The organism is Rhodobacter viridis (assembly GCF_003217355.1).
In the GTDB taxonomy this organism is placed as follows: domain Bacteria; phylum Pseudomonadota; class Alphaproteobacteria; order Rhodobacterales; family Rhodobacteraceae; genus Rhodobacter; species Rhodobacter viridis.
In genome coordinates this window covers 329,831-344,167 of record NZ_QJTK01000003.1, presented here as the reverse complement: position 1 = coordinate 344,167, position 14,337 = coordinate 329,831, and the positions used below count along the sequence as shown (strand labels likewise).

The following is a 14,337-nucleotide window of genomic DNA, read 5'->3' as shown; positions in this document are numbered from 1 at the left end:
CAATCGAAACTGCTGCGCGTGCTGCAGGAGGGCGAGTTCGAACGCGTCGGCGGCTCGAAGACGATCAAGGTCGATACCCGCATCGTCGCCGCGACGAACCGCGACCTAGAGGATGCCGTCGCGCGGGGGCAGTTCCGCGCCGATCTTTACTTCCGCATCTGCGTCGTGCCGATCGTCCTGCCGCCCTTGCGCAACCGCAAAAGCGACATCAAGCCGCTCGCGCAGCTCTTCCTCGATCGCTTCAACAAGCAGAACGGCACCAATGTCAAATTTGCCGCCGATGCGTTTGAGCAGATCTGTCGCTGCCAGTTTCCGGGCAATGTGCGCGAGCTGGAAAACTGCGTGAACCGGGCCGCCGCGCTCTCGGATGGCGAGGTGGTGCTGGGCGAAGAGCTGGCCTGCCGACAGGGCGCGTGCCTTTCGGCGGAACTCTTCCGGCTGCAGGACGGGTCTTCGCCGATCGGCGGCCTGGCCATCGGGCGGATGATCACCCCCACCGTGCGCGTCCCCGCCCCCCCGGTCGAGCCGCCCGTGGCGGTGACGCCTGAACCGGTGCCAGAGCCCGAGCCGCTCGCGAAGGACGAGGTGCAGCTGCGCACCAAGACCGCGCAGCTGAGCCGCGAGGAACTGGTGCGGGTGATGGAAAGTGCAGGCTGGGTGCAGGCGAAAGCGGCGCGGCTTTTGGGCATGACGCCGCGCCAGATCGCCTATGCTTTGCAGAAATTCGAGATCGAGGTGCGCAAGATCTGACGGCGGTTGGACGCGGAGACTGGCCCCGGCCTCGGCCGGGGTCTTTGTTTTGGCCCCCCCCTGTCGACCCGTGTCGCATTCCCGACAAAAGCGCAGGTTTTGTGCCAATCGCCCCGCCGCGCGGCTGGCACGGTTCTTGCTGCATCCCCCATGACCCCCGAACGGGCAGAGCATGGAGAGCAGCATGTCGGACAATGTCGTGGCCCTTGGCACCCTTTCGATCGGCTCGAAGGAGAGCCTCTCGGCCGCGCTGGCCTCCGGCGGCTGTTCCTCGACCAAATCGGCAACCGGTTGTGGCTCCAAGGAAAAACCCGAAGACATGGACCCGGCGACCTGGGCCAAGGTGAAGGATCACCCCTGCTATTCCGAGGAAGCGCACCACTATTTCGCGCGCATGCATGTGTCGGTGGCGCCCGCCTGCAACATCCAGTGCAATTACTGCAACCGCAAATACGACTGCTCGAACGAAAGCCGCCCCGGCGTCGTGTCGGAACGGCTGACGCCCGTCGAGGCCGCGCGCAAGGTGATTGCGGTGGCGAATGAAGTGCCGCAGCTTTCGGTTCTGGGCATCGCCGGGCCGGGCGACAGCGCCTATGATTGGCTGAAGACGAAAGAGACCTTCCGGCTGGTGACCGAGCAGATCCCCGACATCAAGCTGTGTCTGTCGTCGAACGGTCTCGCGCTGCCCGATCATCTGGATGAACTGGTCGAGATGAATGTCGATCACGTGACGATCACCATCAACATGATCGACCCCGAGGTGGGGGCGCAAATCTATCCCTGGATCTTCTACAATCGCAAACGGATCTATGGCGTCGAGGCGAGCCGGATCCTGCATGAGCGGCAGATGGAGGCGCTGGACGGGTTGGTTGCACGCGGCATCCTCGTCAAGGTGAACTCGGTGCTGATCCCGGGGATCAACGACGCGCATCTCCTCGAGGTGAACAAGGAAGTCAAACGCCGCGGCGCGTTCCTCCACAACATCATGCCGCTGATTTCCGCGCCCGAACATGGCACGCATTTCGGCCTGACCGGGCAGCGGGGTCCGACTGCGGCCGAGCTTCTGGCGGTGCAGGAAGCCTGCGCGGGGGGCGCCAATCTGATGAAGCATTGCCGCCAATGCCGCGCCGATGCGGTGGGGTTGCTCGGCGAAGATCGGGGTCAGGACTTCACTCTGGACCTCGTGCCCGAGGCCCCGGTCTATGACGGCGCCGCGCGCGAAACCTATCGCGACTGGGTCGTCGCCGAGCGCGAAGACCGCCGCGCCGCGGCCGAAGCGGCGCAGGCCGCGACCGAGGCTCTGGTGGCGGCGAGCTCGCCGAAACTCCTCGTCGCGGTGACGACGCAGGGCGGCGGGCGGATCAACCAGCATTTCGGCCATGCGACGGAATTCCAGGTCTTCGAGGTCGACGCGACGGGCGTGCGCTTCGCCTTTCATCGCCGCTGCGACAACTACTGCGTCGATGGCGGCGGCGCGGAGGACCGGCTCGAGCGGGTGATCGCGACGCTCGACGGCATCGACACGGTTCTGGTGGCCAAGATCGGCGACTGCCCGCGCGAGGGTCTGGCCGAAGCCGGCATCACCGCCCGAGACACCTGGGCGCACGACTACATCGAAACCGCCGTCCTCGCGCTTTACCGCGAGAAGATGGCCCAGAAACAAGCGCAAAGCGCCTGAGGATCAGGCCGGGCCGATCCAGACCGCAACATCGCGCGGCGGCGCTGCGAAGGGCGCAGAGGTCACCAGCACCTGCGCCCCCGCAGCCGCATAGGCGGCGGCATTCGCGGCAGTGATGCCGCCTGCTGCCGCAATGTGGCCGCGCCAGTCCGGGCCAAGCCCGGCGACGACCTCTGCCACCTGCGCGGGGGTGAATTTCTCCAGTTGCAGCACCTCGGCCCCGGCCCGCGCGGCCGCCAGCGCCTCGGCGGCATCGGCCACTTCCACCACCACCTTGCGCTCGGGGCATGTCGCGCGCAGCCGGGCGATCTGCGCCGCCAGCGCGTCTTCGCCGCCAAAGGCGCGATGTTCGGCAAAGAGCAGAACCGAATCCGAAAGCCCGGTGCGATGCACCGTCGCGCCCCCCAAAGTGACCGCACGCAGCGACAGCGCCCGCGTGCCCGGCACCGATTTTCGGGTGCAGGCGATGGTCACCGCGGGGTTCACCGCCGTCGCCGCCGCGACGATCTCTGCCGCCGAACTGGCCAGCCCCGAGGCCCATTCGATCAGGTTTTGCGCCACTTTCCAGCCCGCCAGCAGCGCCTCGACCTGACCGCGGGCGAAGAGCAGCATCTCGCCGCCCTCGACCGCACGGCCCGAGGCGGTGGCGATCCAGGCCTCGGCGCCCAGAAGCTGCAAGATCCGCACGGCCTCTTCCGAACAGGCGACGGTCATCGGGCCACGCGCCCGCATCGTCATCTCGCCCGCCTCGGTGGCCAGCCCCAGACTGCGCGTCGTCAGATCGCCCGCGGGCACGTCTTCGCGAATGAGCGCCATCAGCGCGATGTCGTCGATCAGGAACATCCCTTACCCTCCGGTCTGCGCGGGCGCGCTCAGCGCCATCGCCTTGAGCCGCGCCACCACCTTTTCCCCGGGCCGAAACCCGAGTCCGTCCCAGGACTTGCGCGAGACGCGGGCGAGCAGACTTGCCCCCTCGCCCGTTGCCCCCAGCGCCAGCCGCACGGTGATCTGATAGCCCTCGGCGGCCTCGGCGCCAAGGATCACCGCGGGCAGTGCGTTCAGGATCGTGGTGTCGGTGGGCGCATGGCGGCCAAGGCTGACATCGGTCGCAGGCACGCGCAGGCGCCGCCGCGTGCCGATCGGGCCAAGGTTGCCCGGCACGACGATCTGGCCGCCCGGCACCTGCAGGGTGCTCAGCCCATAGGCGGGGTCCAGCGCCACCACCACCCCCTCGATCACCGCGGCAAGGTCGGGTCGATGAATGAGCGGCAGGCTCGGATCGGCCTGCATCGCGGCGATCGGCCCGGCGGCGCGGACCCGGCCCGCCTCCATCAGAACCAGCGTATCGGCGAGCCGCTCGACCTCGGAGAGATCATGGCTGACCAGCATCACCGGCATCTGCAAACTCGCATGCAGCCGTTCGAGATAGGGCAGGATTTCGTCGCGCGAGATCCGGTCGAGCGCGGACAGCGGCTCGTCCATCAACAGCAGTTCCGGTTGCGACAGCAGCGCCCGACCGATGGCGACGCGCTGGCGTTCCCCACCCGAAAGGGCCGCGGTGGGGCGGCGCAGAAGCGGATCGATGCCCAGAAGCTGGGTCACCTCGGCTTCCGAAATCCGCAGCGGACCGCGGGCGCGTTTGAGCCCGTAGATCAGGTTTTCCCGCACCGAAAGATGGGTGAAAAGGCTCGCCTCCTGAAACACATAGCCGACCGCGCGGCGATGCGGCGGGGTGATCTGGCGCCCCTCCTGCCAGGTGACGCCATTCACCCGCAGATGCCCGCCCGGCAACCACGCCAGCCCCGCCATGCAGCGCAGCACCGTCGTCTTGCCGCAGCCCGAGGGACCGAACAGCGCCGTCACCCCCTGCCCCGGCACCTCGAAGGCCGCGTCCAGAGTAAAATCGCCCTGCCGCCCGGTGAAATGCGCCGAAATCATCGCCGGGCTCCGGTGCCGTAGCGGCGCTCGATCAGCATCATGGCCAGAATCACCACGAAGGACATCGCCAGCATGCCGCCCGCAAGCACATGCGCCTTGTCCCATTCGAGCGTCTCGACATAGTCGAAAATGGTGACCGACAGCACCTTGGTCCGGCCCGGAATGCCGCCGCCGATCATCAGCACGACGCCGAATTCGCCGACCGTATGGGCAAAGCCAAGGATCGCCCCGGTGATCAGCCCGGGCAAAGCCTGCGGCAGCGCGACGGTGACGAACGCATCCAGAGGTGAGGCCCGCAGCGTCGCCGCCACCTCCATCGGGCGCGGTCCCATCGCGGCAAAGGCGTTGCGGATCGGGTTCACCACGAAGGGCAGCGAATAGATCACCGAGCCGACGACCAGCCCCGCGAAGGTGAAGGAGAGCTTGAAGCCCAAAAGCGCCGTCAGCGGCGACTGCGGCCCCATCGCGATCAGCAGATAAAAGCCCAGCACCGTCGGCGGCAGCACGATCGGCAGGGACACCAGCGTGGCGACGATCTCTTTCCAAAGACCGCCGCCACGCGAAAGCCACCAGGCCAGAGGGGTTCCCAGAGCCAGCAGCAGCACCGTCGTCACCGTCGCCAGTTTCAGCGTCAGCGCCAGCGTTTCGAACATGGCCGCGTCGAACAGAATCCCCTCCGTCATCCGCCTTATTCGGTGACGTAACCGTATTTCTTGATGATTTCCAAGGCCTCGGGCGATTTCAGGAAGTCGAGATAGGCTTTTGCCGCCTCATCCTCGGCGCCGGTCTTCAGCAGCACGGCATCTTGCTTGATCGGCTTGTAAAGGTCTTGCGGCACCATCCAGCTCGAGCCACCCTCTTTGCCGATCACCTGCGAATAGGCGACGAAGCCCACGGGCGCATTGCCGGTGGCGGCGAATTCGTAAGCTTGCGTAATGCTTTTGCCGGTGACCAGCTTCGGTTCCAGCGCCTCGTAAACGCCGAGCTTCTGCATCACCTCGATCGCGGCCGCGCCATAGGGGGCCGATTTCGGATCGGCGATCGCGACATGCTCGAGATCGGATTTCAGCACCTCGCCCTTGGCATCGACCTTGGCCGGATCGGCCGACCAGAGCACCAGCTTGCCCACCGCATAGGTGAAATCGGTGCCTGCGACCGCATAGCCTTCCTCGATCGCCTTTTTCGGGCGCGAGGCATCGGCCGAGAGGAACACCTCGAAGGGCGCGCCTTGGGTGATCTGGGTGTAGAACTGGCCCGAGGGGCCGAAGGTGTAGGTGACGGTATGGCCGGTCTTTTGCGTGAAGAGCGTGGCGATTTCCTTCGCCGGTTCGGTGAAGTTCGCGGCGACGGCGGCGATCACCTCGCCCGCGGCGGCCGGAACGGCAAGCGCCATCACGAGGGCAAGCGCGGTCGAGCCTGCGCGCAGGGTTTGCGAGAACTTGGTCATGTCGGGATCCTTTCTGTCGGGGAGGAGGGGTCAGGGCATCGCCAGAATGACGTGGCTTGCCTTGAAAAGAGCGGTGGCGGGCACGCCGGGGGCCAACCCCAGCGCATCGGCGCTGGTGTGGGTGATGACGGCGGTGATGGATTTGCAGTTGCCCAGATCGAGGATGATCTCGCTGTTCACCGGCCCGTCGGTGCGGGCGGCGACGATGCCGGTCAGGCGGTTGCAGGCGGAAATCCGACCCGGATCGCCGCCCGCGGCCAGCATCACGAAACTGGCCTTGATCAGCGCGAAGACCTCGACCCCCGGGGCAAGGCCCATGTCGGTGGCCGAGCGTTCGGTGATGACGGCGGTCAGGCTGTGGCCATCGGTCAGCGCCAGCTCCACCTCGGCATTCACCGCGCCAAGGGTGACGCTGGTAACGGTGCAGCGCAGGGTGTTGCGGTTCGAGGTGCGCATCGTCAGGCTCCAGAGCGTGTTGAGGGCTTTTTCGGGCGAGGCGACGCCGCCCTGAAGCACGCCCAGCGCCTTGCCGAGCGCCGCTTCCAAGAGGTCGAACCCCGCGATCAGCGCATGCCCCGCTTCGGTCACCCGGGCATTGCCGCCGGTGCGGCCACCCGGGGCGGCCTCGACCAAGGGCTGCTCGAACAGGTTGTTGAGCGTGCCGACCGAATCCCAGGCGGTCTTGTAGGACAGCCCGACCTCGCGCGCGGCGCCCGCGATGGTGCCGTGCCGGGCGATCGCCTCCAGAAGACGGATCCGGTCGCCCCCCACGCGCGGCGCGCCGGCACGTTGCAGGCTCAGGGCGGCGGTGAGGGGGTGTTCGTTCATGGCGGGTCTCGAAGCGGTTCGTTATGTACTTAAAGCTAATAGCGATGCTTTCTCAAGAGCGGCAGAGACTTGTCGGTCGTATTGCTCCCCGCTATCACCCACAGCTTCATGTCCCATGCCAAGTGGCGCAAAATTGGGCCGATTTCGGAACATTGCCCAAGACACAGGCGGCCCGCGAAGGATTTCGCCCCTATTGCACCGCCGCGTGAGTCGTCTTCGCGCAGGCGGAGGTGGCCCCCGGGGTCGAGTTGCGTCAGAATGGCGGCAAGGAAAACGGAGGCAGCGATGACGGACGGGCTACGCGGGGCACTGGTGCTGGAACGGACGGGCTCGCGCATGGGCGCCGAGCGGGTGGCGCTTCTGGCGGCGGTCGGGCGCACCGGCTCGATCTCGGCGGCGGCGCGCGAGGTGGGACTGTCCTACAAGGCGGCCTGGGACGGGGTGCAGGCGATGAACAACCTGTTCTCGACCCCTGTCGTCACCGCGGCGCCGGGCGGCAAGGCGGGCGGCGGCGCGGTGCTGACGCCTACGGGCGAGAAACTGATCGCGGCCTATGGCGCGATGGAGGAGGGCGTCGCGAAGCTGCTGGCGAGTTTCGAAAAAAGCCTGAACCTCGATCCGGCAGAGGTGCTGCGCGGGCTGAGCCTGCGGACCTCGGCGCGCAATGCGTGGCTGTGCAAGGTCTGGTCCGTGGCCGCCGATGATGTCGCCGCGCAGGTGCGGATGCATCTGGCCGAGGGGCAGGATCTGACGGCGGTGATCACCGCGCGCTCGGCCGCCGAGATGCGGCTGGCCCCCGGGGCCGAGGTGCTGGCACTGGTGAAATCGAATTTCGTCATGCTGGCGGGCGCGGGCGTGCCGGAGCGGCTTTCGGTGCGCAACCGGCTGAAGGGCCGGGTGATCGAGCGGATCGATGCGCCCTTGGCAAGCGAGGTGACGCTGGATCTGGGCGGAGCGAAAACGGTCACCGCGACGATCACCCGCGACAGCGCCGAGATGCTGGATCTGCAGCCCGGGACCGAAACGACGGCCTTGATCAAGTCAAGCCATGTCATTCTGGCCCTGCCGTGACGGCAGGGCCGAAAGCTTACGCGACGCGGCGGAAGCGCAGATAGGTCATCAGGCCGAAGGGCGGCAGCCGGGTTTCCTCGACCAGCTTCAGCCGCGGCTCGGACATCACCTCGTCGCGGGCGAAGTCGGAATGCCAGCCCAGCGCATCGGCCATCGGCGCGGCGAGTTTCGCGGCCACGCCCCAGCCGCCGGTTTCGCGGGCGAAGTGGTTGGTGATCAGCACCGTGCCGCCGACGCGGCAGACGCGGGCCATCTCGGCCAGCACGCGGCGCGGCTCGGGCACCACCGACATGATGTGCAGCGCGACGACGTGATCGAAGCTCTCATCCTCGAAGGCCAGTTCGCGCGCATCCATGATGTGCAGCCCGGCGACATTGCGCAGCCCCTGCGCCTCGGCCCGCGCCTGCGCCTTGGCCAGCATGTCGGGCGACAGGTCGATGCCGGTGACCGCAACTTTCGACGGCTCGTAAAGATCAAGCGCCAGCCCGGTGCCGATGCCCACCTCGAGCACAGCCCCGCCGGTCGAGTTCACTTCCCGCGCCGCATGATGGCGGCCGGCATGGGTGATCTTGCCAAAGGTTCTGTCATAGATCGGCGCCCAGCGCTTGTAGCTGCGGGCAATCGCGTCCGTATGCATCCCGAGACCTTCCTCCGACATTCAGTCGATCGAATCACTTTCGCGGGCACGTTGTGGTGCCCATCGAGAGGCATCAAGACCATTGTCGCTTTTGAGTGTCAACAAGTCGCTTTTTGATCGCCCAATCAATCAAAGCGCGAAGTCATGGCACCGAGACCTGATCGACGAACCCCAGCACCCGGGCGCAATCCTGACGCGGCATCGGCCTGCTCCAGAAGTAGCCCTGGCCGATCTCGAAGCCGAACTCGCGCATCAGCGCCGCGATTTCTTCGGTCTCGACCCCCTCGACGACGGTGCCCAGCCCCAGCGCTCCGGCCAATGCCTGCAGGGATTTCAGGATCGCCCGATACCCCGGACCGGTGTCGATGCCCGCAACGAAACTCTTGTCGATCTTGAGCTTCTGCACCGGATGGCGGGCAAGACAGGTGAGCGAGGCATAGCCGGTGCCGAAGTCATCCAGCACCAGACCGACGCCCAGAGCATGCAGCGTTTCGAAGACTTCGGAACTCTGGGCGGCGGGATCGATCACGATATTTTCAGTGATCTCGATCTCAAGCTGCGCCGGGGGAAGACCGCTTTCGGCCAAGGCCCGCAGGATGGACGCAGGCAGGATGTCGCGGTCGAACTGGCGCGGAAAGACATTCACCGCCACGGTCAGCGGATTGGCGCGGTTCATGTTCCAGCTTGCGACCTGCGCACAGGCCTCGCGCAGCACCCATTCGCCAACCGCCAGCGAAAGCTCGGACGAGCTGAGGACCTCCATGAAGGCCCCCGGCAACAGCAATCCCCATTCGGGGTGTCTCCAGCGCAAAAGCGCCTCCAGCGCCACGATCCGGCCGCTCGCCAGCTCGACCTGCGGCTGGTAGTAAAGCTCGAACTCGCGCCGCTCGACCGCGGACCGCAGATCACGCAGCAGCCGGTGCCGGTGCTCGACCCGGTTGCGCAGACTTTCGTCATAGCCGGTGGGCCGGTTGAACGCCGCCTTGGAGGCCGCCAGCGCCAGGGCCGCATTGGCGATCAGCTCCCCGGCCTGAACACCATGTTCGGGCGACGAGGCATGGCCGATGCCGAATTCGAGATGCAGCGGCTGGCCGCCGATTTCAAAGGGCGCCCGCAGCACCGTCATCACCCGGGCAAGCTGCGGACCGGGCACCGCGGGCTCGGCCCGCTGCACCATCAGAAAGATGAACCCGTCCTCGCCCGAGCGGTAAAGCCGCATGTCATCGGTTTCGAGCCCTTCCAGCCGCGCGGCGCAGGCCCGGATCAGCGCATCATGATGCGCCGGATCGACGGACGCGCGATTGCCCGCGAAAGGATCTATTTCGACGAACAGAAGACAAACCTGCCCCTGCGCCGGATCGGCCTGCCTCAGCAGCGCATCCAGATCGGCGCGCAGGGCCCGGCGATCGGGCAGACCGGTCAGACGGTCCTCGCCCGGCTCGCGGCTGTCGCCCCGCGCCCCGCCCGGACGATCGAGCGGATGCAGGAAGGCGAAGACCCGCCCGGTATCGGCATCGCGCTTGAGCATGACATGCAGCGCCACCTCGGTTCCGTCGCGGCGCACCCCCGCCACCGAGCGCATCCGGCCGATCGCCAGAGGCACCTTTCCCGCGGTGAAAGCCCGCCGCAACTGCGCATGAATCTGGGCCTGCCGCTGCGGGATCAGCACTTCCAGCGCCTGTCCCAGCAAGACACCATGGTCATATCCGAACAGCGCCGCGGCCGCAGCGTTGAGATAATCGATACGGCCCTGCGCATCGATTGCGACGACACCATCTTCAGGCGCCCCGCGGGTTGGCCACGAATAGTCCATTCTGGAGTCCGCTGCATGGTGACGGGGAGGGGCCGCCACACGCCTAAGGTGTGCACTGCTTCGTTCAGTTTCGCAAGCACGAGATTGTGTCTTTTCATTTGACCGACTGTCGCAGCTTCGATGCGGTCGCGGGCGAAACCCTCTGGCCAGCGACGGCCTGCCACGCTAAACGGCTGCAGTTGCGGCAAGCGGGCAAGGGTCATGGCGCGTCATCTCATCACCTCGGCGATTCCCTATATCAATGGCATCAAGCATCTGGGCAACCTCGTGGGCAGCCAGCTGCCGGCCGACCTCTACGCGCGCTATCTGCGCGGGCGCGGCCACGAGGTGATGTTCATCTGTGCGACCGATGAACACGGCACGCCCGCGGAACTCGCCGCGGCCAAGGCGGGCAAGCCCGTCGCCGAGTATTGCGCCGAGATGCACGACGTGCAGGCGGCGATCGCGGGCGGCTTCCGGCTGTCCTTCGATCACTTCGGCCGCTCGTCGAGCCCGCAAAACCGCGCGCTGACGCAGCATTTCGCAAAAGTGCTGGCTGATCAGGGGCTGATCCGCGAAGTCACCGAAAAGCAGATGTATTCGGTAACCGATGGCCGCTTCCTGCCCGACCGCTACATCGAGGGCACCTGCCCGAACTGCGGCTTCGATTCCGCCCGCGGCGATCAATGCGACAATTGCACGAAGCAACTCGACCCCGTCGATCTGATCAACCCGCGCTCGGTGATTTCGGGCTCGACCGATCTGGAGATGCGCGAGACGAAGCATCTGTTCCTGCGCCAGTCGGCGATGAAGGACAAGCTCGCCGCCTGGATCGACAGCAAGACCGACTGGCCGGTGCTGTCGACCTCGATCGCGAAGAAATGGCTGTTCGATGGCGAGGGCCTGCAGGACCGCGGCATTACCCGTGACCTGAGCTGGGGCGTTCCCGCGCAATTCGACGGCGCGCCGTGGCAGGGCATGGAGGGCAAGGTCTTCTACGTCTGGTTCGATGCGCCGATCGAATATATCGCGGGCACGCAGGAATGGGCCGAGAAGACCGGCGGCGACTGGGCGCGCTGGTGGCGCCTCGATCAGGGCGCGGGCGACGTGACCTATACCCAGTTCATGGGCAAGGACAACGTGCCCTTCCATACACTGAGCTTCCCCTCGACCATCCTTGGCTCGGCCGAGCCGTGGAAGCTCGTCGATTACATCAAGTCCTTCAACTACCTGAACTATGACGGCGGCCAGTTCTCGACCTCGCGCGGGCGCGGCGTGTTCATGGATCAGGCGCTGGGCATCCTGCCCTCGGATTACTGGCGCTGGTGGCTGCTGTCGCACGCGCCGGAAAGTGCGGATGCCGAATTCACCTGGGAGAATTTCCAGGCCTCGGTGAACAAGGATCTGGCAGATGTGCTGGGCAACCTCGTCAGCCGGGTGACGAAGTTCTGCAATTCGAAATTCGGCACCGAACTGCCCGCCGCGGTGGTGATGACCGAGCGCGAGACCGCGCTGATGGCGCAATTCCGCGAAGGTCTGGCGGCTTACGAAAAGGCGATGGATGAAATCCACGTCCGCCGCGCCGCCGAAGAACTGCGCGGGCTCTGGGTGCTTGGCAACGAATATCTGCAGGCCGCCGCGCCCTGGAGCGTGGTGAAGACCGACGAAGCCGCCGCGCGCGGCATCATCGCCTTCGCGCTGCATCTGATCCGGCTTTACGCGGTGCTGTCGCGCCCGTTCATTCCGGATGCGGCGCAGGCGATCATGGCATCGCTCGACTGCGAAGACTGGGCCTGGCCCGAGGATCTGGACGCCGCGCTGACGGTTCTGCCCGCGGGCCATGCCTTCACGGTGCCGGAGAACCTCTTCCGCAAGATCACCGACGAAGAGCGCGAAGACTGGGCGAAACGCTTCGCCGGTCGGCGGGAGTAAGGGGGCTCGTTCAGGGGGCTTACGCGGCGCCACTGGCGCCACGGTCCCCCTTTCACCCCGTCCTTCGGGGCTCCCCCGAGGTATTTTTGGCAAGATGAAAGTCATGCCGTTTTCACCTTGGCTGAAATATCCTCGGGGGTGAATTCGGGCGTAGCCCGAAGAGGGGGCAGACGGCCCCCTTCTCCGCGCATCGAAAGGAACCCGCCATGACCCAGAAAGTGATCCTGATCGGCGCACCCGTTGACACCGGGCAAAAGCGTGCGGGCTGTCTGATGGGCCCGGCCGCCTATCGCGTGGCGGGTCTGGCCGAGGCGATCAGCGGCCTTGGCCATCAGGTGATCGACCGCGGCGACGTTGCGCCCGTCGCCCATGAACCGATGCCGCATCCGAACCCGGCCGTGCATCATCTGGCCGAGACCGTGGGCTGGACCGAGGCCCTGTCGCAAGCCGGACAGGCCGCGGCGGCCGAGGGCTTTCCGATCTTTCTGGGCGGGGATCATTCGCTCTCGCTCGGCTCGGTCGCGGGGGTGGCGGCGCATGCGGAAAGCGTCGGGCGACCGCTCTTCCTTTTGTGGCTCGATGCGCATACCGATTTCCACACGCTTCAAAGCACGCAATCGGGCAATCTGCACGGCACCCCGGTCGCCTATATCGCCGGTCGGCCGGGCTTCGACGCCTTCCCGCCCTTCCCCGCGCCGGTGGCCCATCACCGCATCTGCATGCTCGGCATCCGCTCCGTCGATGATGCCGAGGAAGCCGCGCTGATCCCGGCCGAGATCGAGATTGCCGACATGCGGGTGCTCGATGAGCGCGGCATCGGCGCCCCCTTGCGCGAATTTCTGGCCAAGGTCCGGGCCGAAAACGGGTTGCTGCATGTCTCGCTGGATGTCGATTTTCTCGACCCCTCGATCGCGCCTGCGGTGGGCACGACGGTTCCGGGCGGCACCACGTTTCGCGAGGCGCATCTGGTGATGGAGCTTCTGCACGAGTCGGGGCTTGTCAGCTCGCTTGATCTGGTCGAGCTGAACCCGTTTTTGGACGAGCGCGGGCGGACGGCCGAACTGATGGTCGATCTGGTCGCCTCGCTGATGGGCCGGAAGGTCTTCGACCGGCCCACCCGGATGCATTGATCACGCGGCGGGCGCGGCCCCGGCGGCGCCTTTCGACAGGAACTCCGCCAGCGCCGGGTTTTCCTCGGGCGCGGTCGGGACGGCGGCGGCGGGGGTGGCGCGGGCACGACTGTAATGGAACTCGCGCGCGCCGAAGTAAAAGCTGACGATGGCGCCCAGAAGCCACCAGAGCGGCTCGGGCACGGCATTCAGCCCGACCATCCGGTCCTCGAACCCCGCGGGGTCGATCATCGCATAGACGAAGAGCCCGAGCGTGCCCAAAGCCAGCATCGGCCGCGGCAGACGGTTCAACCCGTTCACGACGCGATCGAACAGCCCGGGCTGCGCGGTTTGAAACTCGGTCCCGTGTTCCGCAAGCGCCGCCTGCCAGGCTGCCGCATCGGCTTCCATCTTCTTCGTCGCGTTGGGGGTGAAGACCTCGGCCACCGAGGTCACCGCCGTGCCGATCGCCCCCGTCGCGGCGGGAGTGCCCAGAAGCGCCCCGATCAGCCCCATTTCGCCACCCGCGCCCGGTGCTGCGCCGCGCTCAGATGAAAGCGCGGCGAGATGAATTCCTCGGCGCGCAGGATCCAGCCGCCCTTGGTGCCCGCCCGCGTCGTCGCATATTTGCGGCTGGCCGGGCGGCGGTCGGCAAGGTCGTAATAGTAGTTGCGCCGCGCAATCCCGTAGGCATCGGCAAAGAGTTGCGGATCCCCCGCCGCCGCCGCCTGCGCCGCCGCGATCGTCTGCGGCCCGAGCACGCCATCGACCACCACCGGATGCCCCATCCGGCCCAGCAATTCCTGCAGGATGCGGATCGCATGCGCCCCCGCATTCACCTGCATGTCGAAGACCGAGGCCTGCAGCGCCGCAGGCAGCTGATCGAGTTTCGGCGCCTTGAAATACTGCGAGACAAAGATCTCGGCCGCCTGATCGGGGGTCAGCAGCTGCACGTCGCGCGCGCTCACCACTCCGTCGCGGTTCAGATCAAGGCCCAGCCCGCGCAGCGTGCCAAGCGTCACCCCGTATTTCGTCGCCCCCCCCGGGTCGGAGGGGTCGTTCACATAGCCGCCCTCGCGGGCGACGATTTCGCGGGCAATGTCAGTCACCGATTTCATGGCTCTCCCCTTGGCTGCCGGGGAAAGCCTCGCGAAA

General features: G+C 66.5%; 13 protein-coding genes and 1 pseudogene. 5 read left to right on the top strand and 9 right to left on the bottom strand.

Annotation, left to right across the window (positions count from 1 at the left end; all coding sequences use genetic code 11):
* Both C8J30_RS07140 and nifB read left to right on the top strand, forming a co-directional pair.
* Positions 1–750, top strand: a 750-nt coding sequence (locus tag C8J30_RS07140; RefSeq protein ID WP_181420801.1) for a sigma 54-interacting transcriptional regulator, incomplete at its 5' end; no start/stop codon positions are given.
* 184 nt (positions 751–934) lie between these two features.
* On the top strand, positions 935–2,428 hold the full coding sequence (nifB, locus tag C8J30_RS07135; RefSeq protein WP_110805040.1) for a nitrogenase cofactor biosynthesis protein NifB: 1,494 nt from the start codon (positions 935–937) through the stop codon (positions 2,426–2,428).
* Positions 2,429–2,431: 3 nt separating this feature from the next.
* Here nifB and modD read toward each other — a convergent pair whose 3' ends face one another.
* From modD to mopA, 5 genes are read right to left on the bottom strand one after another with little or no spacing between them, the layout of a single operon-like run.
* Complete coding sequence (modD, locus tag C8J30_RS07130) at positions 2,432–3,271, bottom strand: ModD protein (RefSeq protein ID WP_110805011.1); 840 nt, start codon at positions 3,269–3,271, stop codon at positions 2,432–2,434.
* A 3-nt stretch (positions 3,272–3,274) separates the two neighbouring features.
* On the bottom strand, positions 3,275–4,366 hold the full coding sequence (gene modC, locus C8J30_RS07125; RefSeq protein WP_110805010.1) for a molybdenum ABC transporter ATP-binding protein: 1,092 nt from the start codon (positions 4,364–4,366) through the stop codon (positions 3,275–3,277).
* Positions 4,363–5,049, bottom strand: coding sequence for a molybdate ABC transporter permease subunit (modB, locus tag C8J30_RS07120; protein ID WP_110805009.1), 687 nt, complete (start codon positions 5,047–5,049; stop codon positions 4,363–4,365). Before modB ends, modC begins: the two co-directional genes overlap by 4 nt.
* A 5-nt stretch (positions 5,050–5,054) precedes the next feature.
* Positions 5,055–5,813 (bottom strand): molybdate ABC transporter substrate-binding protein, encoded by a 759-nt coding sequence (gene modA, locus C8J30_RS07115; protein ID WP_110805008.1) that lies wholly within the window; start codon positions 5,811–5,813, stop codon positions 5,055–5,057.
* Between the two features lie 30 nt (positions 5,814–5,843).
* Positions 5,844–6,641 carry a molybdenum-pterin-binding protein MopA gene (gene mopA / locus C8J30_RS07110; RefSeq protein WP_110805007.1) on the bottom strand — a complete coding sequence of 266 codons (798 nt, stop codon included), beginning with the start codon at positions 6,639–6,641 and terminating at the stop codon, positions 5,844–5,846.
* Between the two features lie 248 nt (positions 6,642–6,889).
* Here mopA and C8J30_RS07105 point away from each other — a divergent pair.
* Positions 6,890–7,712, top strand: a pseudogene (locus C8J30_RS07105) (TOBE domain-containing protein).
* Positions 7,713–7,728: 16 nt separating this feature from the next.
* Here C8J30_RS07105 and C8J30_RS07100 read toward each other — a convergent pair.
* Both C8J30_RS07100 and C8J30_RS07095 read right to left on the bottom strand, forming a co-directional pair.
* Positions 7,729–8,349: a class I SAM-dependent methyltransferase gene (locus tag C8J30_RS07100; RefSeq protein ID WP_110805039.1), complete on the bottom strand. Its 621-nt coding sequence runs from the start codon at positions 8,347–8,349 to the stop codon at positions 7,729–7,731.
* A gap of 142 nt (positions 8,350–8,491) precedes the next feature.
* Entirely contained in the window at positions 8,492–10,162 is a 1,671-nt protein-coding gene (locus C8J30_RS07095; RefSeq protein WP_110805005.1) for a putative bifunctional diguanylate cyclase/phosphodiesterase, read from the bottom strand.
* Between the two features lie 201 nt (positions 10,163–10,363).
* Here C8J30_RS07095 and metG point away from each other — a divergent pair, with 201 nt between their 5' ends.
* Both metG and rocF read left to right on the top strand, forming a co-directional pair.
* Positions 10,364–12,073 (top strand): methionine--tRNA ligase, encoded by a 1,710-nt coding sequence (gene metG, locus C8J30_RS07090; RefSeq protein ID WP_110805004.1) that lies wholly within the window; start codon positions 10,364–10,366, stop codon positions 12,071–12,073.
* 206 nt (positions 12,074–12,279) lie between these two features.
* Complete coding sequence (rocF, locus tag C8J30_RS07085) at positions 12,280–13,203, top strand: arginase (RefSeq protein WP_110805003.1); 924 nt, start codon at positions 12,280–12,282, stop codon at positions 13,201–13,203.
* On the opposite strand, the gene C8J30_RS07080 is transcribed toward rocF, so the two are convergent.
* Positions 13,204–13,698, bottom strand: coding sequence for a holin family protein (locus C8J30_RS07080; protein WP_110805002.1), 495 nt, complete (start codon positions 13,696–13,698; stop codon positions 13,204–13,206).
* A complete protein-coding gene (locus C8J30_RS07075) occupies positions 13,689–14,300 on the bottom strand; it encodes a holin-associated N-acetylmuramidase (RefSeq protein WP_110805001.1) in 612 nt (203 codons plus the stop codon). The genes C8J30_RS07080 and C8J30_RS07075 overlap by 10 nt, the downstream gene beginning before the upstream one ends.
* Positions 14,301–14,337 lie beyond the last annotated feature (37 nt).

What these genes read in the sequence shown, in the direction of transcription:
- nifB (WP_110805040.1), top strand. Translation starts at nt 935, where the DNA reads ATGTCGGACAATGTCGTGGCCCTTGGCACCCTTTCGATCGGCTCGAAG.
- modD (WP_110805011.1), bottom strand. Translation starts at nt 3,271, where the DNA reads ATGTTCCTGATCGACGACATCGCGCTGATGGCGCTCATTCGCGAAGAC.
- modC (WP_110805010.1), bottom strand. Translation starts at nt 4,366, where the DNA reads ATGATTTCGGCGCATTTCACCGGGCGGCAGGGCGATTTTACTCTGGAC.
- modB (WP_110805009.1), bottom strand. Translation starts at nt 5,049, where the DNA reads ATGACGGAGGGGATTCTGTTCGACGCGGCCATGTTCGAAACGCTGGCG.
- modA (WP_110805008.1), bottom strand. Translation starts at nt 5,813, where the DNA reads ATGACCAAGTTCTCGCAAACCCTGCGCGCAGGCTCGACCGCGCTTGCC.
- mopA (WP_110805007.1), bottom strand. Translation starts at nt 6,641, where the DNA reads ATGAACGAACACCCCCTCACCGCCGCCCTGAGCCTGCAACGTGCCGGC.
- C8J30_RS07100 (WP_110805039.1), bottom strand. Translation starts at nt 8,349, where the DNA reads ATGCATACGGACGCGATTGCCCGCAGCTACAAGCGCTGGGCGCCGATC.
- C8J30_RS07095 (WP_110805005.1), bottom strand. Translation starts at nt 10,162, where the DNA reads ATGGACTATTCGTGGCCAACCCGCGGGGCGCCTGAAGATGGTGTCGTC.
- metG (WP_110805004.1), top strand. Translation starts at nt 10,364, where the DNA reads ATGGCGCGTCATCTCATCACCTCGGCGATTCCCTATATCAATGGCATC.
- rocF (WP_110805003.1), top strand. Translation starts at nt 12,280, where the DNA reads ATGACCCAGAAAGTGATCCTGATCGGCGCACCCGTTGACACCGGGCAA.
- C8J30_RS07080 (WP_110805002.1), bottom strand. Translation starts at nt 13,698, where the DNA reads ATGGGGCTGATCGGGGCGCTTCTGGGCACTCCCGCCGCGACGGGGGCG.
- C8J30_RS07075 (WP_110805001.1), bottom strand. Translation starts at nt 14,300, where the DNA reads ATGAAATCGGTGACTGACATTGCCCGCGAAATCGTCGCCCGCGAGGGC.